The organism is Tabrizicola flagellatus, from assembly GCF_046295235.1.
GTDB lineage: Bacteria > Pseudomonadota > Alphaproteobacteria > Rhodobacterales > Rhodobacteraceae > Tabrizicola > Tabrizicola flagellata_A.
Genome location: NZ_JBKBLV010000008.1, coordinates 88,586 through 112,845 on the forward strand (window position 1 = coordinate 88,586; position 24,260 = coordinate 112,845).

Consider the following 24,260-nt stretch of genomic DNA (forward strand, 5'->3'; position numbering starts at 1 on the left):
CCCCGCTTGACCGACCGCACCCGCATCGCCCTGCTCCTTCTTCCCGCGCTTCTGGTGCTGGGCGGGCTGTTCCTGACAGGGCTTGGCCTGACGCTCCTGCGTTCCTTCCGCTATCTCCCCGCGTTGGGGATGACCGACTCCGACCTCGCCGCTTATGCCGCGATCCTGGCCTCGCCCGGCTTTCTCGCCTCGCTCGGCCTCTCGCTCTGGATCGCCACCGCTTCGACGTTCCTCTCCGCCCTCCTCGCGCTTGGCGCCGCACTTCTCATGCGGCAGAGCTTCCCCGGCCGCGCCCTCATCAGCTTCCTTGTCCAGCTGAATCTGACCGTCCCGCATGTGGTGGGCGCCATCGGCATCCTCTACCTCCTGTCCCAATCCGGCGCCTTCGCCCGGCTTGCCCATGCCGGCGGGCTGATCGCCGGGCCGGCGGACTTTCCGGCGCTGGTGAACGACCCCTTCGCCATCGGCATCATCCTGCTCTACGTCTGGAAAGAGGTGCCCTTCATCACGCTGATCCTGCTCGCCAACCTGCAAACCCTTGGCGAGGATCACGAATCTGTCGCCCGCTCGCTCGGCGCGACCCGCTGGCAGGCCTTCCGCCACGTCCTCTTGCCGATGCTGGCGCCCGGCCTCGCCGCCGCCTCGGCGCTGGTCTTCGCCTTCGCCTTCGGCGCCTACGAGGTGCCGCTGGTCCTCGGCCAGCACGCGCCCAAGGCGCTGCCCGTGCTCGCCTGGCAAGCCTGGACCGACACCGACCTGACCCTGCGGCCCGAGGCCATGGCCATGGCCATCGTCATCGCGACGATCGGCCTTGCGCTGCTCGCCATCGTCGCGCGCGGCCTGCGGCAGGGGGGGCACGATGCGCGCTGACCGGCTGCGTCTCCTTGCCGGCCTCGCGCTGGCCGGCTTCCTGATCCTGCCGCTGGTGCCGCTCGCGCTCTGGTCGGTGGCGCAGGGCTGGCGCTTTCCCGCGCTTCTGCCGCAGGCCTGGTCGGGCCGGGCCTGGGCGCATGCGCTCGACCCCGCGTCGGGAGTGCTGGCAAGCCTCGCCCTGACCACACTGATCGCGCTGGCCACCACCCTGATCGCCGCGCTCGTCGGCGTGCCGGCGGGCCGGGCGCTGGGGCTCTACCGCTTCCGCGGCAAGGGCATCGTCACGCTGCTCCTCCTCGCCCCCGCCGTCCTGCCCTCCATCGCCGTGGTCTTCGGCCTGCACGGCCTGTTCCTCCGCCTCGGGCTGACCGGCACGGTCGCGGGCGTGATCCTCGCCCACCTGATCCCGGTCCTGCCCTACATGACCCTGGTCATGGCCGCGGTCTTCTCGCGCCTCGACCCCGACCTCGAGGCCCAGGCCCGCACCCTCGGCGCCACGCCCTTCCGCGCGTTCCTTGCCGTGACCCTTCCGGCAATCCTGCCCGGCCTCCTGACCGCCTGCCTCTTCGCCTTCCTCGTCTCCTGGTCGCAATACCTGCTGACGCTCGCCATCGGCGGCGGCAGGGTGCAGACGCTCCCGCTCCTCCTCTTCAGTTTCACCAGCGCCGGACGGAACGACATCGCCGGCGCCATCGCGCTGCTTTACATCCTGCCGGGGGTTCTGGTCCTGATCCTGACCGCCCGCCAGGTGACCGGCCGCGGTGCGGCGCTGACCCAGGGCCTGCGGCCATGACCCGGCTGACCCTCGAAGGGCTGGCGAAGACCTACGCCCGCACCGGCCCGGCCACGCTGCACGGGCTGGACCTGACCGTGGAAAGCGGCAGCCTGACCGCGCTACTCGGCCCGTCCGGGTCGGGCAAGACCACGACGATGAAGCTGATCGCCGGCCTGATCGCCCCCGATGCCGGCGACATCCGGCTGGACGACCGTTCGATCCGTGACCTGCCGCCGGAACAGCGCGGGGTGGCGATGGTGTTCCAGAACCCGCTCCTCTTCCCGCATCTGACGGTGGCGGGAAACGTGGGCTTCGGCCTGAGAATGCGCGGGCTGCCGCCCGACCGGATTTCCGCCGAGGTTGCCGCGATGCTGGCCCGCGTCCGCCTGTCGGACCTCGCCGACCGCAGGCCCGCGCAGCTGTCCGGCGGCCAGGCCCAGCGGGCGGCGCTGGCCCGGGCGCTGGTCCTGCGACCCGCGGTGCTGCTCCTCGACGAACCGCTCTCCAGCCTCGACGCCACCTTGCGCGACGAGATGCGCGGCCTGATCCGCGACCTCCAGCGCGAGACCGGGATCACCACCCTCGTCGTCACCCACGACCAGGCCGAGGCGGTGGCGCTTGCCGACTGCATCGCGCTTCTGCTCGACGGCCGGCTCGCCCAGCACGGACCACCCGAAGCCTTCTACAGCCGCCCTGCCTCCGAGGCGGTGGCGCGCTTCTTCGGCGGCGTGAACTTCCTGCCCGGCACCGCCCGGGGCGGACGGTTCGACGGCCCTCTCGGCCCGCTCGACCTTCTGCCGGACCTCACGGAGGGTCCGGGCCTTCTGACCATCCGGCCCGAGGCCATCCGCCTTGGCCCCGGCCCGAACCGGCGCGACGCGCGGGTGCGGGCGGTGACCTTTCTCGGCACCCAGACCCGGATCGACCTGACCGTGCAGGGCGTGGCGCTACAGGCCTTCGTCGCCCCCGATGCCGGCCGCGCCCTCTCCCCCGGATCAGAGGTGCCGATCTCGTTGCCCCCGGCTGCGCTGTGGGTCGTGCCCCGGGGACGGGCGGCAACCGGCGGGGAGTAACGCCTCAGTCCGCGAGAACAGCCCGCCCCCGGCCAGCGTGTTTCGCCGCATAGAGCGCGCGATCCGCGGCGGCGCTCACCTGTGCGGCTTCGGCGGAGGGACAGTTCACCGACCGGACGATGCCGATACTGGCAGAAACCCGGATGGTCTGACCCGCGAACTCCATCGGTTCGCCCACCCGCGCGATGATCCGGTTGGCAATGGCCACCAGGGTCGCCGCGTCCGAACGCCCCGCGACGATCAGCACGAACTCGTCGCCTCCGATCCGCGCGGCGCAGTCCTCGGACCGCAGCTGGTCGCGCAGGATCCGGCCCACGCGTTCCAGGACGAAATCCCCCGCCGCATGGCCCAGCGTGTCGTTGACTGCCTTGAAGTGGTCAAGGTCCATGTGCATCAGGCCGAAATTCGACCGGGCGGCGCACAGGCGGTCGAGGATCAGATCGACCGCCCGGCGGTTGCGCAGGCCGGTCAGAGGGTCGGTCATCGCCTCTTCCTCGGCCGCGATCCGGGCGCCTTCCAGCCGCAGGGTCAGCCCCTTCAGCTCGCGCGTGACGGCGGAATTGGCCTCGGCCAGGAACAGGACTTCCGTCGCCATGTCGGTTGCCGCGAAATCCGCGTCGGTCAGGCCATGGTCACGCACCGCACCGACCGGATCGATGAAGGTCAGGTTCAACAGGATCCGGCCGTCCCAGGGCAGGCTCTGGCCATGGCCGCGCAGACCGCAGCGGGTTTCCGTCCTGGTCCACAGCCTGAACCGGTGCCCGGCCCGTTCCAGAACCTCGTGCACGGTCACCGCGCCACCGGGCGAGCGCACCTCGAACATCTCCTCGAACGGCGTCCCGAGCCGGGCCTTGTCCTGCAGGACCTGCGCCAGCGTCGGGCCAAAGCTCTGGGCGCAGCCATCCGCCCCCAGCAGCAAATGCATCGGCATGAACCGCGCCAGCGTGATACTGTCGATCTTCAGTCGCGCACCGGTCAGGTCCAGACGCATCGGTCAGCGCCCCGGAAAGGCCAGGTCGAAGGCACGGGCCCGCGAGTGCCGGGAGTCAAGCACCGAGATCCTGACGACCTCGTCCTTCCCCGCCTCGATCAGGCAGAGGGCCCCGTAATCGTCGGCCATCGCCGTCAACATGCCGGCCAGCACCCGGGGCATCCCCTTGAGATGCGACCGGCAACGCAGTTCGAACCGGTCGGGACCAACCTCGCTCAGCAGGATTTCCGGAGGATCCAGATCCGGGAGCGCCAGACGCGCACGGCCCGGCAGTTCCTCCAGCGAATGCAGAAAATCGCCGAACGAAACCCCGCCAAAACGCAGCAGCCGGCGAACCCCTTCATGGTCGGGGCTGGTCACCAGGTAGGTTCCGACGTCCTCCCAGATCGTTTCGACCGGGCGGCCGAGCACCTCTGCTGCAATCTCTGCCATCCGGTCGGCAAGGCCCGGCGCATAGCGCAGCATCGGCTCGAACGTCCGGCCCGGCTGACCGGCAGCATCGCAGATGTCCTGCCATCTGGCCTGGCCGAAAGTCTCCAACACATAGTTCTGCACGGATCGCAGCAAAAGCGCATCCATTCCCGACCTCACCGACGGATTCGCAGCCACTTTAGCGCGCATGTCTTAACGGAATCCCCATCCCTTCCGGGTCACGGCTGGATCATCAACCCTGTCTCGCCGGTACCAAGCTGGTTCAACAGCGCCGGTGTCACGGGCGGAGGACTGTCCTGGTAGGCCCGCATCAGGTCGTCCGCCTCGGAGGCGCTGAAGTAGGCGCCGTCTGGACGAGACACGCCACGTTGCACCACCCTCCCGTCGGGGGCGAGGTAAAGCCCCAGGATCTCGACATAGTCGGCTCCGCGCCGCAGGAACAGCACCGCCTCCTCGCCTGGCAGCACGGGCATCAGGTCCGCAACCACCATCAGGCATCCCGGATGGGCAGGATCTGGGCCTGCGGCACAGACCTGTTTCCAGTCCCGCAGCATGTAGGCTTCGGCCGCGTCCAGCAGAGTGTCCCGGGTGCCCGTGGCCGTGGCCGGCTGCACCGGCAGCGCCGCGGCCACCTCGGCGCGCAGGAGGTCCTGCTCGGCCTCCCCGGGCCCCAGCGTCTCGCCGGTCAAGAGCCGTGCAAGCATCTCCTGCCCCGGTTCCTTCGCCTTCGCTTCCAGCACCGCCACAGCCTCGGCACCCGGCTTGCCCCAGCCGCGCATGGCCTGGACATCCAGCGCCTCGACCGGGGTCCTGCCGTCCTGGAACCGTGCCAACTGGCTTTGCGCCGAGATGCGCTCGGCGTTCAGGATCGGAGTCAGCCACAGCGCCGCCAGCGCGATGACCACCAGCGCCATCCTGATGTTGCCCTGCCGGATCCGCTCCATCCACGGCCCGCCGCGCAGCACGGCCTGGGCATAGACCAGGCCATAGGCAACCCCGAGGCCGGCGACCAGCGCCACCAAGACCCGGTCGGGCGACCAGCCATGCTCTGCCACCCGCAGCCGGATCGCCCACAGTGCAAGGCCGGCCAGGACCGGCAGGATGATCGCCATGGCCTGCGCCGAACGGCGCTGCACCGGGCTTCCGGCCGCCTCCTCGTCCGACTGGTCGACCGCGATCGAGACCAGCGCGATGCCGCCGCCCACCAGCGTCAGGAGCAGCAGCGCCGGAGAGAGATCGCCGGCCAGCCCCGACAGACCCCGGAACGGCAGGGCGACAAGGAAGACCACCATCACCGCCAGCACGACCGGCAGGAACAGCCGGAACAGGCGCAGCACCACATAGGGCGACAACAGGTCGGCAAGATCATGGATCACCGCCATGCCCAGTCCCAGCACCGCGCCGCTCACCACCATGACCACAAGCTCCTGGCGCAGCAGCGAGCCGATAACGTTGATCCCCACGATCCGCAGGACCTCGTTCGACAGGTAGATCACCAGCCAGACCAGCCCGGTGAACGCCACCGCGGCGGCAAAGCGCAACACCACCGACCAGGCTTCCAGGAACAGCGCCGGATAGTCGCGCCAGCCCGTCCTGGCGGCTGCGATCAGGAACGGAACCGGCAGGCCCGCCACCGTCAGTGCCGCCAGCACCGGCAGCCCGCCGCGCAGGAACTCGTCCGGGGTCGCATAGCGCAGCATGCTCAGCGCCAGAAGCCCCGCAAGCACGACCGCCAGCCCCGCAGCGCGCGGCAGGGCCCGTCCCAGGCCAAGCGGCCCGGCCATGCCGAGAAGCGCTGCGAACAGCGTCATCAGGGCGCCGATCAGGATCAGCGCGGGGTAATCCCCGATCCAGCCCCGCTCCGCCGCCTTTGCCGCCGCCCAGAGAAGCGCCCCGCCAAGGGCGCCCGCCACGGCGAGCTGCAACCGCGCCGCAATCTGCCCTGTCATCCGCACCTCCTGCATCCTGCCGCCGGTTATTGGCTCCGGCCTTGGGGCGGCATAGTCAGGATTTCCGCCCTGTTGCCAAGCCCCTTGCGTGGGTGCAGGCTGGCTCTGACCCAATCCGAGGTGTCCCGTGACAACCCGCCACCCCGCCGCGCTGATCCGTCCGCTGCGTTCCAAGGACGAGGCCGACTGGCGCCTGCTCTGGACCGGCTACCTGCGCTTTTACAACGCCGAGGTGCCCGAGACGGTCTACACCTCGACCTTCGCCCGGCTTCTGGGTGACGACCCGCGCGACTTCAACGCCCTGGTGGCCGAGGTGGACGGCAGGCTTGTGGGCCTCGCGCACTATCTCTTCCACCGCCACGCCTGGAAGATCGAGGACGTCTGCTATCTCCAGGACCTCTTCACTGCCCCCGCGGCGCGCGGCCTCGGCATCGGCCGCGCGCTGATCGAGGCGGTCTATGCCCGCGCCGATGCGGCGGGGGCGCCCGCAGTCTACTGGCTGACGCAGGAGTTCAACGCGACTGCGCGCCAGCTTTACGACCGAATCGGCCAGGTCACGCCCTTCATCCGCTACGTCCGCAAGAGCTGACTGAAGCCCGGCCAGGCGCCGAGCCTGTCGTCCTTGCCCCATGCAGATACTCCCGCCGGAGCCATCTGTCCCCGGCCAGCGGCCATACCCCTGCGACGAGGCGGCCCCGCCGCACGAGGAGCTTCTCCCTCAGTCCTGCAAGGTCTTCAGATACTCGGCGATCTGCACCAGCCGCACCGGCGTCGGCGTGGCGATCCCGTCGCCCCCGTCATAGGGCACCAGATCCCCCTGCAACAGCGGCCCGAACTGCGGCATGGGCGAGGCGCCGTTCCGCCCGCCCGTGTAACCCCAGATCTTCGCCATCACCCGGGTGCCCGGAAACTCCCCGCCATTGCGGGCCGCGATCCGCGTCAGGTCCGCCGGCTTGCGGTCCAGCCCCGCGGCCGCCGGCCCGTCTCCCTTGCCGCCCGCCCCATGACAGGCCGCGCAATAGGTCGCGAAATCCTCGGCCCCGGTCGGGGTCCGCTCCTTTTCCACGCAGCCCGCCAGACCCAGGGCCGCCACCAGCAGAACAAGCCGCATCCTTCCCTCCATCGCTTGCCGGCAGCCTTGCAGCGCATGCCCCGGCGTGCCTTGACTCAGGTCACCCGACCGCCCGCCAGCCGCACCACCCGGTCCATCCGCGCGGCAAGTTCCAGGTTGTGCGTGGCGATCAGCGCCGACAGGCCCGTCTGCCGCACCAGATCCATCAAGACCCCGAACACCTGGTCTGAGGTCGCCGGGTCCAGGTTCCCCGTAGGTTCGTCCGCCAGCAACAGTTTCGGCGCATTGGCCAGCGCCCGGCAGAAGGCCACCCGCTGCTGCTCGCCCCCCGACAAGGCCGCCGGCCGGTGGCCGGCCCGCGCCCCCACGCCGACCTTCTCCAGAAGCTCCCGCGCCCGCGCCTCGGCCGCGGCCCTGGCCACCCCGTTCGCCAGCTGCGGGATCACCACGTTCTCCAGCGCCGAAAACTCCGGCAACAGGTGGTGGAACTGGTAGATGAACCCCACCTCGCCCCGCCGCGCCTCGGTCCGCGCCCGGTCCGTCAGGCCCCCCATCTCGCGCCCGTCCAGCCGCACCGTCCCCTCGTCCGGCACGTCCAGCAGTCCCGCGATGTGCAAGAGCGTCGATTTCCCCGCCCCCGAGGGCGCGACCAGCGCCACCACCTCGCCCGGCGCCACTGCCAGGTCCACCCCGCGCAGCACGATGACCTCGGACGGCTTGCCCCGGTTGTAGCCCTTGGTGATCCCCTCCAGCCGCAGCATCTCACTCATAGCGCAGCGCCTCCACCGGGTTCATCCGCGCCGCCCGCCGCGCGGGCAGAAGCGTGACCACGAAGGACAGGCCCAGGGATAGCGCCACCGCCGACAGCACGTCCTTCAGCTGCAACTTCGCCGGCAGCGAATAGATGCCCCGGATCGAGGGGTCCCAGACCTCCGCCCCGTTCAGCCAGTTGATGAAGCTCATGATCTGGTCGATGTTCAGCGCGGTGACGCAGCCCAGCACCACCCCCGCGATGGTCCCGATCACCCCGGTGAAGGCCCCGCAGATGAAGAACACCCGCAGGACCGAACCCTCCGTCAACCCCATGGTGCGCAGGATGCCGATGTCGCGGCCCTTGTTCTTCACCAGCATGATCAGCCCCGACACGATGTTCATCGTGGCGATCAGCACCAGGACCGACAGGATCACGAACATCACGTTGTCCTCGATGTCGAGCGCGCGCAGGAACGCCCCCGAACTGTCCTTCCAGGTCCACAGCATCGCCGCCGGCCCCGCCGCCTCCAGGATCGCCGGGCCATAGCTCTCGATCGCGTCGGGGTTCTCGACCATGACCTCGATCTCGTCCGCGCGTCCCTCCTTGTTGAAGAAGCTCTGCGCCTCGGCGAAGGGCATGTAGATCCGCGTCGTGTCGATGTCATAGCGGCCGGCGGTGAAGATGTAGACGACCTCGTAGGCATTGACCCGCGGCGTCGTCCCCATCGCGGTCCGCACGCCCGAGGGCGAGATCAGCCGCACCCGGTCCCCCACCGTCACGCCCAGCTCGCGCGCGATGCCGGAGCCCATGGCGATGCCCTCGGGATAGCGCGCCAGGTCGCCGATGGCGCCCGAGCCGGCCCCGATGCGCGGGATCGCGGCGAAATCCTCGGGCAGCATGCCATAGACCTCGGCCCCGGTGGTGTTCTCGCCGTCCGAGACCATCAGCTTGCCCTTGATCAGCGGCGCGGCCCGCGTCACCCCAGGCACCTTCGCGATCGCCGCCGCCATCGCGTCGGGCTGGGTAAAGCCGCGGATCAGTTGCCCGTCCTCGCCGACGACGCCCGACGAATAGACCGTGACATGCGCGTTTGCGCCCAGGATCGTATCGACGAACTCCGCCCGGAACCCCGCCCTGACCGCCAGCGTCAGGATCAGCGCAAAGACCGCCAGCGTGATGCCGATCAGGCTGATCCAGGTCATCACGCTGACCCCGCCCTCGGCGCGCCGCGCGCGCAGATAGCGCCAGGCGATCATGAATTCAAAGCCCGAGAAGGGCGCCGTGCTCTTTGCCATCTGCCTTGCCGCCCCGTTCGGGCCCTTGTGAAGTGCCCGGCAACCTGCGGGACAGGGGCGGAAAGGTCAAGGCAGACCCCGCCCCGCCGCCGGTTTCCGGCCGGTCCGCACGGACTGTCCTTTCTCAAAATTCCGTCATGTGAAGGCTTGGTCAAACCAGGCGATCCCCCCCTTGCCCGGCCGGCACAGGGCCAGGCCACGGTCCGGGATCACGCCCGTCGCTTCGCCATCTCGCGGCCCGCGATCAGCCGCGCTCCGAAGATGCCGAAGGATGCCGGCCTGATCGAGGCGCGCATCGCCGGCACTGCCGGCTCCAGACGCCTCAGGCCCGACGCACTCACAGTGCTCCGGCGCTGGGTCGGCAAGTATCGCGCGTTCCGGCAAGACCGGTTCCAGCGCCTCGACAGCCTTCCGCCGCCCGCCGCCATTCCGCGGAAAGGACCACCGACTACCCCCCCCGACACCCGCCTTGCGCTGGAGGGAGAGACCGACATCATCCTCCGCCGCAGCTTCGCGCATCCCCCCGCGACGGTCTGGCGCGCGCTGACGGAACCCGCCCTGATCCGCCGATGGCTCTCGCCCGACCTGGCCGGCTGCCGGATGGACGCCCGACCCGGCGGCAGCTTCCGTTACGACTGGCCCGAATTCTTCTTCTCCTGCCCCATCCTCGAAGCCGACCCGCCGCACCGCATGGTCCATGTCGAACATTTCAACGGCGACACCAGCCGTGGCCCGACCGTCACCACCACCCTTGCGCCCGCAGGCTCCGGTACCAGGATGACCGTCACCCTCCGCTACCCCGACGCCGCCGCCCGGGCCGAGGCCATCGCACAGGGCTTCACCGACGGCCTCGCCGAGGTCCATGCCCGCATCGAGGACCTGACCTTCCCCGCCTGACCGCCAGCCGCCCCCGCCCTTCCGGCGCCCCGGAACGCCCGACCCATCCCTTGCCCTTTTCCCAAATACTCCCGCCGGAGGTACCCAAGCCGGTTGGCCGGAACGGCCAGAGGCGAGACAACAGGCTTGCGCTGCAGGCGCGCCAGTCCGCCGCCGCCTCCCCCGCACCGGACCTCGACAGTCAAGGCGCCTCCCCTCCCCCTTGTGGGGAGGGGATGGGGGTGGGGGGCACCCGGGATGGCCCCGGATCACATGGTTGACAAATCCCTGACGTCCGCGACCAAGTCCTTGTTTCCAATAGACCATCCGCGTTTGTCCACCGTGGACACCTCAGAAGTCGGTGGGCGCGCCCCCCTCCTGCTTCCGCCGGGCGACGAACCGCTGCAACTCCTCCAGCCGGTCCCCCGGCATCTCGGGCGCCTCGAACTCGGCCAGAATCTGCTTGTAGATCCGGTGCGCCCGCTCCACCGTCCAGACCGCCCCATCGGCCTGCCACGCCTCATAGTTCCGCCAGTCCGATACGAAGGGGGCATAGAAGGCGTGCTGATAGCGGTCCTGGGTGTGCTGGATGCCGAAGTAATGCCCGCCCGGCCCGACCTCGCGGATCGCCTCGAAGGCCAGGTCCTCGTCCCGCGTGGCGAAGGTCGCCTCCTCGAAATAGCGCTGGATCATCTGCAGGACCTCGCAGTCCATCACGAACTTCTCCGGGCTCGCGATCAGCCCCCCCTCCAGCCAGCCCGCCGCGTGATAGACCATGTTGGTCCGGCTCTGGACCGCCGACCAAAGGCTGTTCGAGGTCTCCCACATCGCCTGCCCGTCCGGCACGTTCGCCGCACAGACCCCCGAAGCCCGCATCGGCACGCCGTAGAACCGCACCAGCTGCCCCGTCATCTGCGTGGCCCGCATGTATTCCGGCGTGCCAAAGGCCGGCGCGCCCGACTTCATGTCGACGTTCGAGGTGAAGGTCCCGATCGCCACCGGACAGCCGGGAGCGATGTATTCCAAGAGCGCCACCGCCGCCAAAGCCTCGGCGATCGACAGCGCCACCGCGCCGGACATCGTCACCGGCGCCATCGCGCCGGCCAGCGTGAAGGGCGTCACCACCACCGGCTGCCCGCGCCGCGCCAGCCGCATGGCCCCATCCAGCATCGGATAGTCGTGCTTCAGCGGGCTGACCGAGTTGATGTTGGTGTACATTCGCGGCTTCGCCTGGAACTCGCTCTCGCTCAGCCCCCCGGCGATGCGGACCATCTCCATAACGTCCTCGACCCGCTCCGCGCCCAGGGAGTAGGCATGGACGACCTTGTCGGTCAGCGTCAGCTTTTCATACAGACAGTCGAGGTGCCGGACCGAGGCATGGATGTCCACCGGCTCCACCGGATAGCCGCCCGCGATGTGGATGCAGTTGAAATACTGCGTCAGCTTCATGAATTCCTTGAACGTCTCGAAGTCGCCCGACCGCTTGCCCCGCTCCATGTCCCAGGCGTTCGGCGGAGAGCTCACGTTCACGAACAGCATGTGCTTGCCGCCCATGATAAGCTCCCGCTCGGGGTTGCGGGGGGTGATGGTGAAGGTCTCGGGCGCGCGGGCGACCATTTCCATCACGAAATCCTCGTCCATCCGGACGTTCGTCCCGTTCACGATACAGCCCGCCTTCCGCAGGTGCTCCACCGCTTCGGGGTTCAGGAACTCGATCCCGATGTCGCGCAGGATCCGCATCGCGGTCTTGTGGATCCGCTGCACGCCCTCGGGATCCAGGGGCTCGACCGGAGCGTCCGGGTTCACCGGGATCCGCCACGGCATCTGGTCGATCACCGCGGTCCCGGCCCGCACCTTCATCCCGGCCCGGCCCCCGGCACGCTTCCTGCGGACTGGTTCATCGGTCATCGCTCAATCTCCGTAGCACCTGTCCGAAGATGCGGAACGGAACCGCCGTGCGTTACCGCATCCGCGACAAAAACGTGTCGCTTTTTGCTTCCCGCCCTGCTTCGTCAGCGTGAGAGGCCGGAAAGCCAGCCCGGAATCTCGCCGATATCGTCCAGGACCACGTCGGCATGCGGCGCAAGGTCCTCGCGCCGGGCGATGCCGGTCAGGACCGCGACCGTGCGCATCCCGGCCGCGCGGCCCGCCTCGAGGTCGTGCCGGCTGTCGCCAACCATCGCCGCGCGGTCGGGGGAAAGTCCCGTAACCCGCGCGAAGGCCAGGCACATGCCCGGACCAGGCTTGGCGCCATGACCCGAGTCGTAGCCGGCGATGAAGTCGAAACAGTCGGTGATCCCGTGGTTGGCCAGATGCTGCCGGGCCGGCGCCTCGGAATCGTTCGTCGCCACCCCCAGCCGCAGGCCCCGCTCCCGAAGCCCCGCCAGGAGCGGGCGCAGCGGCACCGCCTCGGCCATCGGCGCCTGGGCGGCGCTGGCGTCGATCCGCTCGGTCAGTTCGGCCACCGTCACGCCCGGCAGTTCCGGCGCGAGCGCCGCCGCGATGTCGGCCGCCGTCGCCGCGATCACCGGGCTGTCGGGGGCGAAGCTGACCGTGGCGGGATCGAAACCGATCGCCCGTCCTAGCCGGGCAGCATGACCGGCGTCCCGGGCGATCCGGGACAGGAAGCCCTCTGCCCAGCGGCCCCAGCTGACCCGAAAGTCGAACAGGGTTCCGTCCTTGTCGAACAAGAGACCGTCAATCATCGCGGGCGCATCCAGGATCAAGGGTCAGGTCCAATGCGTCTCGGCCCCGCCCGGCAAGGCCAGGCGCGCAGACAGGGGCGCGCTGTAGGGATGACCGTGACCGTCACAGAAGGCAACCACCCTGGCGTCATCCTGCAAGAGGAAATCCAGCACCGCCCCCTGGAATTCCGGCTCGGCCGCCTGCGCGCGCAGATCGGCCAGCCCGGCGCCGGTCGCGGCCAGAAAGAGGGGAAGGATCTCGTCCTCGGCGACGATCCATGCCAGGGCCTGCAAGGCCAGCACCTCCGCAGTCTCGGGCGTCATCCCTGCCTGGCCCCCATCCAATATGCTTCACGATCATTTCCTGGCGTCCGGCTCCGCCAGGGCAGAACCTTACCGAGCGTGTTAAAGGATTTCTTAACCTTCTTCCACGCAGACTGTCCCGCATCACGGCGATGGACAAGACGGCAAGGAAGATGAGCGCACGGATTCTCATCGTTGACGATGTGGCTTCGAACCGAATCGTCCAGCAGGCTCGGCTCTCCGCCGCCTTCTACGAGGCCACGCTTGCCCAGGACGGGGCGACCTGCCTTGCCATGGTGCAGGACCATCGGCCCGACCTGATCCTTCTCGACCTGGAGCTGCCCGACATCTCGGGGCTGGAGGTGCTGCAACGGCTGCGACGCGACCCGGTCTGCGGCGACATTCCGGTGATCGCCCTGACGGCAACCGGCACGGCGGCGGAGCGTCTGGCGGCCTTCGCGGCCGGGGCCGATGACGTGATGGAACAGCCTGCCAACGAACGGGTGCTTCTGGCGCGGCTGCGCAACCTTCTGCGCCTCAAGGCGGAAAGCGACTTTCCCGCGCCGGACGCCCTGGCGATGGCCGGCCTGGCCGAGGCTTCTGCCGTCTTCGAACCGCAGGCCACGATCGCCCTGGTCACGCCGCAGCACCAGACCGGCGAAACCCTGCGCGAGGCGCTGGCCGGGCGCCTGCGCGACCGGCTGGTGGTGCTCTCGCGCGGCGAGGCCCTGGCCGAGATCGCCCGGCGCGCCGGGCGCGACCCGCTGCCGGAAGTCTATGTCCTGCAGGACGATGGCCGCAATCCGTCGGCAACGCTGCGGCTTCTGTCGGAGCTGAAAAGCCACCAGGCGACGCGCCATGCGGCGGTTTGCGTGGTCGGCCCGGCCGGCGCCGGGGACGAGGCGGCGATGGCCTTCGACCTCGGGGCGGACGACGCCATGGGACCGGGAGTGTCCGCCGAGGAACTGGTGCTGCGCACGCGAGGTCTGTTGCGGCGCAAGCGCCATTCCGACCGGCAGCGCGCCCGGATGCAGGATGGCCTGCGCCTGGCGATGCGCGACCCCCTGACCGGGCTTTACAACCGCCGCTTCGCCGCCCCGCAGCTGACCGCCGTGGCCGAGCGGGCGCGGGCCGAGGGGGCGCCCTTCGCGGTCATGGTGATGGATCTTGATCGCTTCAAGCAGGTCAACGACCTTTACGGCCATGCGGCCGGCGACCAGGTGCTGATCGAGGTCGCGCGCCGCCTGTCCGCCAACCTGCGCGACACCGACGTTCTGGCGCGGATCGGCGGCGAGGAGTTCCTCGCCATCCTGCCCCGCACCGGCATGCCCATGGCGCGCACGGTTGCCGAGCGGCTGTGCCAGGCGATGGACGACGAACCGATCCGCATCGACTCGGGCGAGGCGTTGCGGGTCACCGTCTCGATCGGCGTCGCAGTCGCCGGGACCGCCGGTCCGGACAGTTTCGGGATCGAGGGGCTGGTGGAACAGGCCGACCTCGCGCTTCTGGAATCCAAGGGTGCCGGACGGAACCAGGTGACCTACCGGCTCAGCGCGGCCTGACCGTCGCGGCTCAGGGTTTCGGCAGGCGCTGGATCCCGCGTTCCAGCCGGTCGGCAAAGGCCCGGCGTTCCTCGACCGTCATCTCGACAAGGCGCTTCTCGATCAGGCTGCGGCCCATTTCCAGCCGCTCGGCGTTGCGCCTCTCGATCGCGGCCAGTGCCGCCTTCAGGCCTTCGGCGTCGAAGGGATCGGCCCGCAATGCGGCCAGAAGCCCGGTGAACTCGGCACGCGCCGCCTCGCGCGAGGTGCGGAACTCGCCCAGCCGCCCCATGAGGTCGCGGCGCAGAGCGCGGCGGTCCTTGTCGCTCAGCGCCTCGGTGAAGGGACCGAAGGACAGATCGCGCGGCATGCCCTTGCGCGGCCCGTCGCCCAGCCAGGCGCCCAGAGCCAGCCCCGCCACGGCCAGGTTCAGCGCGACCGAAACGGCCAGTGCCAGCTTCAGCCAGCGCGAGCCGCCGGAGCCGGGCGCCTCGGGCGGCTGCGGCGGCGTCGAAAGCTCTTGGGTCGGGCCTGGTTGCTCGGTCATCGCGGTCAGCCTTCGGACGTCAGGAAATCGGCATCGGGGAAGAATTCCGCCGCATCGACGGTGGATCCTGTCAGGTAATCAAGGGTCGTCGGGCTGAGATAGCCCAGCGCCAGCCCGAATATCGCGGCGCTGCCCAGGCCGGCCAGCACCGGCCCCCCTCCGATCGCGGCGGCGATCCGGGCCAGAAGCCCGGGGCGCGCACGGGCGAGACCGGGCCTCAGCGTGGCAGGTGCCGGCTGCAGCGCCAGCGCATCGGCCAGGACCCGCTCCATCAGCGCGTCCGTGGGCCGGACGGGTGCGGACGCCGCCGCCGAAAGCAGACGGTCCAGATCATCATCCTGCATGTCCGTCATCCTCATAGCCAAGGGCCTCCTTCCGGCCCGATAGTGCCGCCGACAGCGCGCGCTTGCCGCGTGCCGTCAGGCTTTCCACCGCCTCGACCCCGATCTCCATGATCGCCGCGATCTCGGGGTTGGTCATCCCTTCGAGGTGCCGCAGCACCACCGCCTGCCTTTGCCGGTCGGGAAGCCCGGCCAGCGCCGCCTCCAGCGCCTGCATCCGCCCGGCTTCCTGCAAGCGGCCTTCCGCGTTGGGGGAGGCGTCGGCAACCTCGGGTGCATCCTCCAGCGCCGTCTGCCGCCTGCGACCCCGCGCCCTCTGGCGGTCGATGCACAGGTTGGTTGCGACCCGGTAGGCCCAGGTCGTCACCTTCGTCTCGCCCTGCCGCCACTGGGGCGCGACCTTCCACAGGCGCAGCATCGTCTCCTGCGCCACGTCCTCGGCCTCGGCCCGGTCGCCGGACAGAAGCCGGGAGGCATAGGCCAGGACGCGCGGGGTGACGCGCCGGGTCAGCGCCAGCGCGGCCTGACGGTCTCCATTGGCATAGAGCACCATCAGCGCCTCGTCCGAGAGCTCACCGCCTGCATCGAAGGCCATCGTCATCCTGCGTCTGGTCTAACCCGGCACCTGTCGCGGGGAAAGGCGTCAGTTGTCGGTGCCGCCCATCATGTGGCGGCGCCCTTCCCGGCGCTTGCCGACCTTCTCGGCCGCGGCCTGCGCTTCCTGCTTCGAGATCGCGCCGTCATTGTCGGTGTCGATCCGGGCGAAGTTCGCCGACAGCGGACCCTCACGCATCTCGTCGGCCGAGAGCGATCCGTTGCCGTCCGCGTCCATGTTCCCGATCATCCGGGCGGCCCGGCGTGCCATCATCTGTTTGAGCATCTGCGCCTGAAGCTCCTCGGAGCCAAGCTGACCGTCGCCGTTGGTGTCTGCCGCGGCAAACTCGGCCGCCCGATGCGCGGCGATCTCGTCCTGGGTGATCTTGCCGTCCTTGTTCGCGTCAATAGCGTCGAACATCTCCAGCATCATGGCGCCCCGGCCGCCGGATCCACCCATGCCGCCGCTTCCGCCCATTCCGCCCATGCCACGGTCTGCCAGGGCTGCCGATGCCGCCAAGGCACCGGTCAGGGCCAGAAGTGCGAAAGTGGTCTTGCGCGCTGCTTTCATCGGATCATCTCCTGCCTCGGGGCCGCCTGTCGGCCCCTTCTGCACAGTCACACGGCAAGACCCCGCCATTCCGTCGCGGGAATATGCGACACGCGGACACAGGACCGACCTTTCCCCTGTGAAGCATCCGCGCAGGGCGCTATTGTCCACAGCACCCGGCCGCCCCGCCCGGGAGCCGAGGACCGCACCCATGACAATGACCGAAACCAGCACGTCCGAAGACCGCCCGCTGAAACCCGCGCTCCTGCGCGGGTGGCGCCGCCGCTGCCCGAACTGCGGCGCGGGGCCGATGCTGCGCGGCTATCTCAAGGTGCGCGATGCCTGCCCGGTCTGCGGCGAGGAACTGCACCACCACCGCGCCGACGACGGACCGGCCTACCTGACCATCCTGATCGTCGGGCACCTGCTGGCACCGATCCTGCTGTTCACCTATACCAAGTGGCGCCCCGAGCCGCTGGTGCTGGCGGTCGGTTTCACCATCGGCACGGTGGCGCTGTCGCTCTACCTGCTGCCCCGCCTCAAAGGCGCGCTGGTAGCGCTGCAATGGGCCAACCGCATGCACGGCTTCGGCTCGGCCCCGAATGACTGAACCGATCCGCCCGGCCGCCACCGTGGTCCTGTGGCGCGAGGGCGGCACCGGCCCCGAGGTGCTGATGGGCCAGCGCGGCGAAGGCGCCGTGTTCATGCCGTCGAAATTCGTCTTCCCCGGCGGTCGCGTCGATCCCGAGGATCTCCCGTCTGCAGGCCAGGGGTTCCTGTCGCCCGATTGCGTCAGAAGGCTGAGCCAGATGGTTCCCGAGGACGCCCCCATGCCCGGCGCCATCGTCGCGGCCGCGCTGCGCGAGCTGACCGAGGAGACCGGCCTGAACCTTGCCGCGATGGACCGCCCCTCGCTGCGCTTTGTCTTCCGCGCGATCACACCGCCGGGCCGCAGCCGCCGGTTCGACGCGCGCTTCCTTCTGGCCCATGCCGAAGGGCTGGAGGGCGACGGCGACGACTTTTCCGCCGCCTCCGGCGAACTGTCTCACCTGCGCTGGCTGCCCCTGCCGCAGGCGCGCGCGCTGGACCTGCCCTTCATTACCGAGGTCGTGCTGGCCGAGGTCGCGGCGCTAGTGGCGGGCGGTGACCAGCCCGGCGTGCCGTTCTTCGACAATTCCGGCACCACCCCGCAGTTCCGCCGTCTCGTCTGAGCCCATCGCGCCCTTGTAGACCGGCCAGATCGGATGCGGCACCGGGTCCTTGGCGCGCCAGAGGAAGCGCGCGAAGATCTCGGTATAGCTGCGATAGACATAGGCCTCGTTCCGGCGCTGGTAATGCTCTTTCCGCGCGGCATACATCGCAGGCAGCCGATACCACGGCACCGAGGGGTGCATGTGGTGGACGACATGGAAATTGTTGTTCAGGAACAGAAGGCTCAGCGGCCCCCGGCTTTCGATGATGACCGTGCGGGCACGGGCGGCCTCATGCGCCCGGTGTTCCAGGAAGGTGCGGATCTTCAGCAGGCTCAGACCCAGATAGGCCGCGGTCAGATAGGCCCAGGCCGGCATCTGCCCGACGGTCGCGAGCCAGGCCACGACCAGCGCCAGCCCCGGCAGATGCAGCGCCCAGGCCAGGATCACCCTCCGGTCGCCCTGCAGCGCCAGTCGCAGGTCGGTCCTCGCCAGGTTGAGGATCGACACCGCCGGCCCGATCAGCATCCGACCGGCCAGCGTGTTGTTGGCCCGCAGGATCAGCCGCACCGGTCGCGACAGACGCGCCCAGACCGCCGGATCCAGGTAATTGGATTCGGGATCGTCGTAGGGATCGGTCAGCGCCGCGTCGTTGTGGTGCTGCAGATGCGTGTCCTTGAAGCGCAGATAGGGGATGAACAGCCCGACCGCCGGAAAGACCAGCGCCTCGGACAGAAGCTGCGACCGGAAGGGATGCCCATGCAGCACCTCATGGGTCAGCGAGGACAGTTGCGCGATCGTCACCGTCGTGACGAGGATCGCAAGGACCGGCGACAGGGGCCAGAGGACGGCGGTTCCCGCGGCCCAGAGGGCATAGGTCACGGCAAAGACGATGAGGGTCGGCCATTCGGTGGCCCGGGTCGCGGTCGTCAAGATGGTCCCCGGCAGTCTAGCTTTTCTGTATCGCTAGCAAATGCGTCCTATGCGGTGAACTCGGGATATCGTAAACTTCAATCAACGAATGTTTTCTAAGGTCAACACATGATGGACAGGATCGACAAACGCGACCGCGCCGCCCAGTTCCGCGCCCGTCTGGCCGAGGCAATGGCCGCCCGCGCGATGTCCCAGGCCGAACTGGCCCGGCAGACGGGGGTGGACCGGTCCACCATCTCGGCGCTCCTGCAACCGGGCAAGCGGCTGCCCAATGCCCAGCTTGCCGCCGACTGCGCCCGGGCACTCGGGATCAGCGCCGACTGGCTTCTGGGCCTGTCCGGGCGGCCCGAACCGATCGCCGACCTCCTCGCCGCCTCGCTGACCCTGACCGAGGCGCCGCGCGCGCTGATCGACGAACGCATCTTCGCCTGGCACCAGGAGGCGGCTGGATACAAGATCCGCCATGTCCCCGCGACCCTGCCCGACATGCTGAAGACCCGCACCATGGTCGAATGGGAATACGAACCGCAGCTCGGGCGCACGGCGGAACAGGCCATCGGCGCCTTCGAGGACCGTCTGCGCTGGATGCGCGCCTCGGGATCGGATTACGAGATCGCGCTGCCCCTGCACGAGCTGACCGCCTTCGCCACCGCGACGGGCTATTACGAGGGCCTTCCAGCCGAGCATCGGCGGGCGCAGCTTGTCCACCTGATGACGCTGTGCGACCAGCTTTATCCGTCGCTGCGCGTCTGCCTCTTCGATGCGCGCCGGCTTTTCTCGGCACCCGTGACGATCTTCGGGCCGCTGCTGGCGGTGATCTACCTCGGCCGCCATTATCTCGCCTTTCGCGACAGCGCGCGGATCGAGACGATCACCCAGCATTTCGACTTTCTGGTGCGCGAGGCGGCGGTCGGCGCCCGCGACATGGGCGGCCATCTGCGGACACTTCTCGACCGGGTCCGCTGAATGCTCCTCGGCCGATTTCGTCGCCTCGTCGCGGAGGCCCACCCGGCGAGGAGTGGCGAAGGCATCGACGAGCGGTGCCTACAGGGCCGTCAGCGCCGTCGTGCGATAGCCGTTGAAGTCGAAGATCTCGCGCGCGGCCTGAAGGCGGTCGGCCGGAATGGCGCCCCTGTCAAGCAGCATGCCGAACCGCCCCGAGGGCGTGCCGATCGCCAGGGTCCGATAGCCGGTATCCACCCAGAGGATCCACCACTCCTCGCCCCCGACCCGGATCCGGCCCGGCCCGGTGACCGGGGCGAGGCCCGACACCTTCTGCGCCGTCCCGGCCAGGCAAAGCGTCCCGTCCAGGCGCAGGCCGACCGTCTCAGGCGTGATGGTCACCGACCCCGCCCCACAGGCCGATCCCTCGGGCTGGAACGTCGCCACCTGCCGCCAGGTGCCGGCGACCTGGGCGGGCTGGAAGGCCGCCGCGGACCAGATCGGCGCTTCGGCGGCGCGAAAGGCGGTCGGTGCCGGCGCCCTTGCGACACAGGCCGCCAGCACCAGCGCGAAGGCAAGGCTCAATCGAGACACAGGGTCACCCGCGCGCCGTTGTCCTGGAAGATCTCGTTGCAGCCATACATCGGCTTGAACGGCGAACAGGTGCCGGACCTGGCCAGGCAGACCCCCTCACACTGGCTTTCCCGCTCGCAGCGCTTGCCGGAGTCCCTCGTCTGCCGCACGCAGGCGCGTTTTTCGCCCTTGCCCACCTTGTACCAGGTGCCACCCTTCTTCTCGCAGGCGATCTGCGCCTCGGACTTGGCCGGCACCACGGGGGCGACCGGCTCTGGCTTCGCCGCGAGGGCCGGCTCGGCCGGTGCCGCCGGTTCCGCCGCAGGTGCCGGAGCCGCCGCATCAGCCGGGGCGACCGCCGGGCCCGGCGCAGCGGCCTGCGTGCCGGTGCCGGTGGCAGTCGTTGCGGCCGCGCCCCCCGCCGCCGGCGGGGCGTCCAGCGCCTTGGCCTCGATCGGGTCGCCGGTCACGGCATTGGCCGTCACGTCCTGCCCGGCAGCCGCGGGCCCCTTTGCCCCGGTCAGCTGGCACGCGGACAAAAGCGTCGTGGCACAGACCATCAGAACGGCGAGGGACAGTGGACGCGGCATCGGGATCTCCGGTTCGCGGGAAGAAGTGCCCCGAACCGCCCCGCGCCGCAAGTGCCGTCAGTAAGGTGCGGGGTGGGCCCGGTGGGTTTCCGCTATCTCGTCCATCACCTCTCGCGACAATGTGACCGCAGCCGCGCCGATATTGGTGCGCAGCTGGTCCAGCGTCGTCGCCCCGATGATCGGGATCGTGGTGAAGGGCCGCGTCCGGCAGAAGGCGATCGCCATCTGGCAGGGGTCGAGCCCATGCCGCGCCGCGATCCCCAGATAGGCCGCCACCGCGGGAAAGACGCGGGCCGTGATCCGCCCCGACAGGTCCGGGTTCAGGCTGCGGCGCGAGCCATCGGGGATCACGTCCCCTGCATACTTGCCCGACAGTAGCCCCGTGGCCAAGGGCGAGAACGCAAGAAGCGGCATGTCCTCGACGATGGACAGTTCCGCCCAGTCGGTGTCGAACTGCCGGCACAGCAGGGAATATTCGTTCTGCACCGTGGCCATGCGCGGCAGGCCCAGCGTGTCGGCCAGGTGCAGCCAGCGCGCCGCGCCCCAGACGCTTTCGTTCGACAGGCCGAAGGCGCGGACCTTGCCCTCTGCCACCAGCGCCTGCGCCGTGGTCAGGAAATCGGTCATCTGCGCCGTCTCGACAACCTTGTCGATGCCGGTCGGCGCATAGCTCCAGGACTGGCGGAAGTGATAGCTGCCCCGGTTCGGCCAGTGCAGCTGGTAGAGGTCGATGTAATCGGTCTGAAGGCGCCTCAGGCTCGCCTCGCAGGCCGCACGCAGCGTGGCGCCGGTGGTGGGCTCTCCGGGGCGGATGATCTGGCCCTTGCCGGCGACCTTGGTCGCGATCACCAGCCGGTCGCGGCCGCCCCGGCTGGCCAGCCAGCTGCCGATGATCTCCTCGGTTCGGCCCACGGTTTCGGCCCGGACCGGGTTCACCGGATACATCTCGGCCGTGTCCCAGAAGGTCACGCCATGGTCCACCGCCATGTCGGCCTGGGCATGCCCCTCGGCCTCGGTGTTCTGTGTGCCCCAGGTCATGGTGCCGAGGCACAGTTCGGAAACGGTCAGGCCGGTCTTGCCCAGGGTCAGCTTCTGCATCGGGGGATTCCTTTTCGTTGCCACAAGGCTAGGGCGGTTCGGTAACAGGGCAAAGGCCCGGACTTGAGAACATTAAGCGAACACTCTACCTTTTCCGCATGAGTCTGCCCATCCAGCATCAGGCCGCCGATCCGGCCCGCGACCTGCACCCCCTGTTCGGCGCGCTGACCCTGCGCCGGGGCCGGGTGCATGAGCTGTGCGGACCCTCGCGGATCCAGCTGGCCGCGCGGATCATGGGCAAGACCCGGGGTCCCGTGGTCTGGATCCGCCCCGGCTGGCTGCCCGAACGGCTGAACGCGGCCGGGTTGCAGCCGCTGGCCGATCCCGCCCGGCTGATCCTGGTGCAGGCCGACCGGGACGAGGGCCTGCTCTGGGCCGCGGAAGAGGCGCTGCGCTCGGGCGCGGCCCCGCTGGTCGTGGCCGAACTCCTGGCGCCCCCCGCCCTGACGCCCACCCGCCGCCTGCACCTGGCCGCCGGGGCCGGATCCGAGGCCGCCCGGCGCGAAGGGGGGCCGGCACCGCTGGGCCTGATCCTCCTGCCCGGCCGGGGCGGGGCGCAGGGGGTGGAAAGCCGCTGGCACATGGCCCCCGCCCCCAGCCGCGCGCTTTTGTGGTGGGAGGAGGACAGCTTCACCCTCACCCGCCTGCGCGCCCGCCTCCTGCCGCCCGCCAGCTGGTCGCTGCGCCTCGGCCCCGGCAGCGAGACGCTGGAGCCCAGCCCCCTGGCAGAGGTCTGATCCCGGTCCTCTTGGATCCCGCGCCATGCGCGCGCAGGCTTGACACGGATCAGGGACCGACCGGGCCATCCCTGCCATCCTTTCCGAATCCCAGACAGAACGGAGGACCGACCATGGACATCACCTTCCCCGGCAAGACCGCCCTCGTCACCGGCGCTGGCTCGGGCATCGGCGAGGCCATCGCCAGGGGCCTTGCCGCCAGCGGCGCCCGGGTCCTCGTCCAGGACCTGAACCGCGACGCCGCCCAGCGTGTCGCCGAAAGCATCGCACAGGCCGGCGGACAGGCCCGCGCCACCGGGGGCGACGTGGCCGATGCGCCCACCGTCGAAGGCCTTGTCGCCGAAGCCGTCGCCTGGGGCGGCGGCCTGCAGCTTCTGGTCAACAACGCCGGGATCGGCGGCCCGCTCCTGCCCACCGGGGAATACCCCCTCGACGGCTGGCACCGGGTGATGGACGTGAACCTCAACGGCGTCTTCTACGGCATGCGCTACGCCATCCCACGGATGCTCGAAGCCGGCGGCGGGGCCATCGTCAACATCGCCTCGATCCTGGGCTCGGTGGGTTTCGCCAATGCCTCGGCCTACACCGCCGCGAAGCACGCCCTCCTTGGCCTAACCCGCGCCGCAGCGCTTGAATATTCCGCCAAGGGTATCCGTGTGAACGCCATCGGCCCGGCCTTCATCGACACGCCCCTTCTCGGCGCACTGCCCCCCGGAGCGAAAGAGGCGCTGGTCGGCGCCCATCCCATCGGCCGACTTGGCCGCCCGGAAGAGGTCGCGGATCTCACGCAATACCTTTTGTCCGACCGTGCGAGCTTCATCACCGGCAGCTATCATCTGGTGGACGGCGGCTACTGCGCCCAATGACGCCGACAAGGCTGCGCACGACAGGTTGAATAGGCCGATCCCCCCTCCGGTGCTAGCATCGAACCGATCACCGGGGGATATCCATGCGCCGCCTTGCACTCGCCGCCCTCATCGCCCTCGGGCTGGCCCCGGCGCTTCAGGCAGGGACCGTCGCCTACAGGATGGACCCCGCCGCCTCGACCGTCGCCTTCGAGACCGATTTCGGCCCGGACCTGATCACCGGCTCCATCCCGCTCGAAAAGGCCGATCTCAGGCTCGACTTCGCCAATGTGCGCAACTGCAGGGTGGATGTCGCCCTCGACGTGACGGGCGCACAGGCGAGCTTTCCCTTCGCCGCCCAGGCCCTGAAGGGGCCGAAGGTGCTGGACGCGCGGGCGCATCCGCGGATGACCTTCACCTCCACCTCGGTCAAGGGCGCAGGCGACGTGGCCGAGGTCACCGGCGACCTGACCATCCGCGGGGTAACGAAACAGGTCACGCTCCGGGCCCGCCTGTTCCGCCCGAAGGGCAGCGCGCCGGACGAGCTCGACCACCTGACCGTCCTGCTCTCCGGCAAGGTTAACCGCTCCGACTTCGGCGCGACCGGCTGGTCGGACATGGTGGGCGACGAGGTGCGCATCCTCATCACCGCCCGCATCGACGCCCAGGGCTGACATGCTGAAGAACGGGCCCGCCGAATTC

Annotated in this window: 29 protein-coding genes; 12 read left to right on the plus strand and 17 right to left on the minus strand. The window is 69.6% G+C overall.

The genetic code is table 11. From position 1 onward, the window contains the following. The first annotated feature begins 6 nt into the window (after positions 1 to 6). Genes ACK4IU_RS05070 through ACK4IU_RS05080 form a run of 3 tightly spaced genes read left to right on the plus strand, consistent with a single transcriptional unit; the run spans position 7 to position 2,721 of the window. Complete coding sequence (locus ACK4IU_RS05070; RefSeq protein WP_409732285.1) at positions 7 to 870, plus strand: ABC transporter permease; 864 nt, start codon at positions 7 to 9, stop codon at positions 868 to 870. Then, a complete protein-coding gene (locus ACK4IU_RS05075; RefSeq protein ID WP_409732287.1) occupies positions 860 to 1,666 on the plus strand; it encodes an ABC transporter permease in 807 nt (268 codons plus the stop codon). The genes ACK4IU_RS05070 and ACK4IU_RS05075 overlap by 11 nt, the downstream gene beginning before the upstream one ends. Continuing rightward, positions 1,663 to 2,721, plus strand: coding sequence for an ABC transporter ATP-binding protein (locus tag ACK4IU_RS05080; RefSeq protein WP_409732289.1), 1,059 nt, complete (start codon positions 1,663 to 1,665; stop codon positions 2,719 to 2,721). The genes ACK4IU_RS05075 and ACK4IU_RS05080 overlap by 4 nt, the downstream gene beginning before the upstream one ends. A gap of 4 nt (positions 2,722 to 2,725) precedes the next feature. On the opposite strand, the gene ACK4IU_RS05085 is transcribed toward ACK4IU_RS05080, so the two are convergent. From ACK4IU_RS05085 to ACK4IU_RS05095, 3 genes are all read right to left on the minus strand, one after another. Next, positions 2,726 to 3,712, minus strand: coding sequence for a diguanylate cyclase (locus ACK4IU_RS05085; RefSeq protein WP_409732291.1), 987 nt, complete (start codon positions 3,710 to 3,712; stop codon positions 2,726 to 2,728). Between the two features lie 3 nt (positions 3,713 to 3,715). Further along, positions 3,716 to 4,291 carry a heme NO-binding domain-containing protein gene (locus ACK4IU_RS05090; protein ID WP_409732293.1) on the minus strand — a complete coding sequence of 192 codons (576 nt, stop codon included), beginning with the start codon at positions 4,289 to 4,291 and terminating at the stop codon, positions 3,716 to 3,718. Between the two features lie 71 nt (positions 4,292 to 4,362). Beyond that, positions 4,363 to 6,093 (minus strand): hypothetical protein, encoded by a 1,731-nt coding sequence (locus ACK4IU_RS05095; protein WP_409732295.1) that lies wholly within the window; start codon positions 6,091 to 6,093, stop codon positions 4,363 to 4,365. Between the two features lie 127 nt (positions 6,094 to 6,220). On the opposite strand from ACK4IU_RS05095, the gene ACK4IU_RS05100 reads away from it, so the two are divergent. After that, entirely contained in the window at positions 6,221 to 6,682 is a 462-nt protein-coding gene (locus tag ACK4IU_RS05100) for an N-acetyltransferase family protein (protein WP_409732297.1), read from the plus strand. Between the two features lie 129 nt (positions 6,683 to 6,811). On the opposite strand, the gene ACK4IU_RS05105 is transcribed toward ACK4IU_RS05100, so the two are convergent. Genes ACK4IU_RS05105 through ACK4IU_RS05115 form a run of 3 tightly spaced genes read right to left on the minus strand, consistent with a single transcriptional unit; the run spans position 6,812 to position 9,214 of the window. Continuing rightward, on the minus strand, positions 6,812 to 7,204 hold the full coding sequence (locus tag ACK4IU_RS05105) for a c-type cytochrome (RefSeq protein ID WP_409732299.1): 393 nt from the start codon (positions 7,202 to 7,204) through the stop codon (positions 6,812 to 6,814). A gap of 56 nt (positions 7,205 to 7,260) precedes the next feature. Further along, positions 7,261 to 7,935 (minus strand): ABC transporter ATP-binding protein, encoded by a 675-nt coding sequence (locus ACK4IU_RS05110; protein ID WP_409732301.1) that lies wholly within the window; start codon positions 7,933 to 7,935, stop codon positions 7,261 to 7,263. Further along, the gene (locus ACK4IU_RS05115; RefSeq protein ID WP_409732303.1) at positions 7,928 to 9,214 is read right to left on the minus strand and encodes a lipoprotein-releasing ABC transporter permease subunit; all 1,287 of its coding nucleotides are present in this window, start codon (positions 9,212 to 9,214) and stop codon (positions 7,928 to 7,930) included. Before ACK4IU_RS05115 ends, ACK4IU_RS05110 begins: the two co-directional genes overlap by 8 nt. A gap of 261 nt (positions 9,215 to 9,475) precedes the next feature. Between ACK4IU_RS05115 and ACK4IU_RS05120 the strand changes: the two genes are divergently transcribed. Continuing rightward, on the plus strand, positions 9,476 to 10,111 hold the full coding sequence (locus tag ACK4IU_RS05120) for an SRPBCC domain-containing protein (RefSeq protein ID WP_409732305.1): 636 nt from the start codon (positions 9,476 to 9,478) through the stop codon (positions 10,109 to 10,111). A 330-nt stretch (positions 10,112 to 10,441) separates the two neighbouring features. Here the strand turns inward: ACK4IU_RS05120 and ACK4IU_RS05125 are convergent, their stop codons facing one another. The 3 genes from ACK4IU_RS05125 to ACK4IU_RS05135 form a co-directional block, all read right to left on the minus strand. Continuing rightward, positions 10,442 to 11,998, minus strand: a complete 1,557-nt coding sequence (locus tag ACK4IU_RS05125) for a trimethylamine methyltransferase family protein (protein ID WP_409732307.1) — start codon at positions 11,996 to 11,998, stop codon at positions 10,442 to 10,444. 104 nt (positions 11,999 to 12,102) lie between these two features. Next, positions 12,103 to 12,795, minus strand: coding sequence for an HAD family hydrolase (locus tag ACK4IU_RS05130; protein ID WP_409732309.1), 693 nt, complete (start codon positions 12,793 to 12,795; stop codon positions 12,103 to 12,105). 24 nt (positions 12,796 to 12,819) lie between these two features. After that, on the minus strand, positions 12,820 to 13,098 hold the full coding sequence (locus ACK4IU_RS05135) for a DUF3572 domain-containing protein (protein WP_409732311.1): 279 nt from the start codon (positions 13,096 to 13,098) through the stop codon (positions 12,820 to 12,822). 152 nt (positions 13,099 to 13,250) lie between these two features. Between ACK4IU_RS05135 and ACK4IU_RS05140 the strand changes: the two genes are divergently transcribed. Beyond that, entirely contained in the window at positions 13,251 to 14,639 is a 1,389-nt protein-coding gene (locus ACK4IU_RS05140) for a diguanylate cyclase (protein WP_409732313.1), read from the plus strand. A 10-nt stretch (positions 14,640 to 14,649) separates the two neighbouring features. Here the strand turns inward: ACK4IU_RS05140 and ACK4IU_RS05145 are convergent, their stop codons facing one another. The 4 genes from ACK4IU_RS05145 to ACK4IU_RS05160 are packed head-to-tail and all read right to left on the minus strand — an operon-like array spanning position 14,650 to position 16,716. Further along, positions 14,650 to 15,165, minus strand: coding sequence for a periplasmic heavy metal sensor (locus ACK4IU_RS05145; protein ID WP_409732315.1), 516 nt, complete (start codon positions 15,163 to 15,165; stop codon positions 14,650 to 14,652). A 5-nt stretch (positions 15,166 to 15,170) separates the two neighbouring features. Beyond that, complete coding sequence (locus ACK4IU_RS05150) at positions 15,171 to 15,509, minus strand: hypothetical protein (protein WP_409732317.1); 339 nt, start codon at positions 15,507 to 15,509, stop codon at positions 15,171 to 15,173. Continuing rightward, the gene (locus ACK4IU_RS05155) at positions 15,499 to 16,107 is read right to left on the minus strand and encodes an RNA polymerase sigma factor (RefSeq protein WP_409732319.1); all 609 of its coding nucleotides are present in this window, start codon (positions 16,105 to 16,107) and stop codon (positions 15,499 to 15,501) included. The genes ACK4IU_RS05150 and ACK4IU_RS05155 overlap by 11 nt, the downstream gene beginning before the upstream one ends. Positions 16,108 to 16,149: 42 nt before the next feature. Further along, positions 16,150 to 16,716 carry an EF-hand domain-containing protein gene (locus ACK4IU_RS05160; protein WP_409732321.1) on the minus strand — a complete coding sequence of 189 codons (567 nt, stop codon included), beginning with the start codon at positions 16,714 to 16,716 and terminating at the stop codon, positions 16,150 to 16,152. A gap of 145 nt (positions 16,717 to 16,861) precedes the next feature. Between ACK4IU_RS05160 and ACK4IU_RS05165 the strand changes: the two genes are divergently transcribed. Together ACK4IU_RS05165 and ACK4IU_RS05170 are read left to right on the plus strand one after the other, a co-directional pair. After that, entirely contained in the window at positions 16,862 to 17,260 is a 399-nt protein-coding gene (locus ACK4IU_RS05165) for a DUF983 domain-containing protein (RefSeq protein ID WP_409732323.1), read from the plus strand. Beyond that, entirely contained in the window at positions 17,253 to 17,861 is a 609-nt protein-coding gene (locus ACK4IU_RS05170; RefSeq protein ID WP_409732325.1) for an NUDIX hydrolase, read from the plus strand. Before ACK4IU_RS05165 ends, ACK4IU_RS05170 begins: the two co-directional genes overlap by 8 nt. On the opposite strand, the gene ACK4IU_RS05175 is transcribed toward ACK4IU_RS05170, so the two are convergent. Continuing rightward, positions 17,781 to 18,773, minus strand: a complete 993-nt coding sequence (locus ACK4IU_RS05175; protein WP_409732327.1) for a fatty acid desaturase — start codon at positions 18,771 to 18,773, stop codon at positions 17,781 to 17,783. The genes ACK4IU_RS05170 and ACK4IU_RS05175 overlap by 81 nt on opposite strands. 108 nt (positions 18,774 to 18,881) lie before the next feature. Between ACK4IU_RS05175 and ACK4IU_RS05180 the strand changes: the two genes are divergently transcribed. Further along, positions 18,882 to 19,739 carry a helix-turn-helix transcriptional regulator gene (locus ACK4IU_RS05180; protein WP_409732329.1) on the plus strand — a complete coding sequence of 286 codons (858 nt, stop codon included), beginning with the start codon at positions 18,882 to 18,884 and terminating at the stop codon, positions 19,737 to 19,739. Positions 19,740 to 19,817: 78 nt separating this feature from the next. On the opposite strand, the gene ACK4IU_RS05185 is transcribed toward ACK4IU_RS05180, so the two are convergent. Genes ACK4IU_RS05185 through ACK4IU_RS05195 form a run of 3 tightly spaced genes read right to left on the minus strand, consistent with a single transcriptional unit; the run spans position 19,818 to position 21,976 of the window. Further along, entirely contained in the window at positions 19,818 to 20,309 is a 492-nt protein-coding gene (locus ACK4IU_RS05185) for a lipocalin (RefSeq protein WP_409732331.1), read from the minus strand. Continuing rightward, positions 20,297 to 20,878, minus strand: a complete 582-nt coding sequence (locus tag ACK4IU_RS05190; protein ID WP_409732333.1) for a hypothetical protein — start codon at positions 20,876 to 20,878, stop codon at positions 20,297 to 20,299. The genes ACK4IU_RS05185 and ACK4IU_RS05190 overlap by 13 nt, the downstream gene beginning before the upstream one ends. A gap of 57 nt (positions 20,879 to 20,935) precedes the next feature. Next, positions 20,936 to 21,976, minus strand: a complete 1,041-nt coding sequence (locus tag ACK4IU_RS05195; protein ID WP_409732335.1) for an aldo/keto reductase — start codon at positions 21,974 to 21,976, stop codon at positions 20,936 to 20,938. A gap of 98 nt (positions 21,977 to 22,074) precedes the next feature. Between ACK4IU_RS05195 and ACK4IU_RS05200 the strand changes: the two genes are divergently transcribed. The 3 genes from ACK4IU_RS05200 (at position 22,075) to ACK4IU_RS05210 (ending at position 24,232) form a co-directional block, all read left to right on the plus strand. Then, positions 22,075 to 22,713, plus strand: coding sequence for an ImuA family protein (locus ACK4IU_RS05200; protein ID WP_409732337.1), 639 nt, complete (start codon positions 22,075 to 22,077; stop codon positions 22,711 to 22,713). 113 nt (positions 22,714 to 22,826) lie between these two features. Continuing rightward, a complete protein-coding gene (locus ACK4IU_RS05205) occupies positions 22,827 to 23,579 on the plus strand; it encodes an SDR family NAD(P)-dependent oxidoreductase (RefSeq protein ID WP_409732339.1) in 753 nt (250 codons plus the stop codon). 83 nt (positions 23,580 to 23,662) lie between these two features. Further along, complete coding sequence (locus ACK4IU_RS05210; RefSeq protein ID WP_409732341.1) at positions 23,663 to 24,232, plus strand: YceI family protein; 570 nt, start codon at positions 23,663 to 23,665, stop codon at positions 24,230 to 24,232. The last annotated feature ends 28 nt before the right edge of the window (positions 24,233 to 24,260 follow it).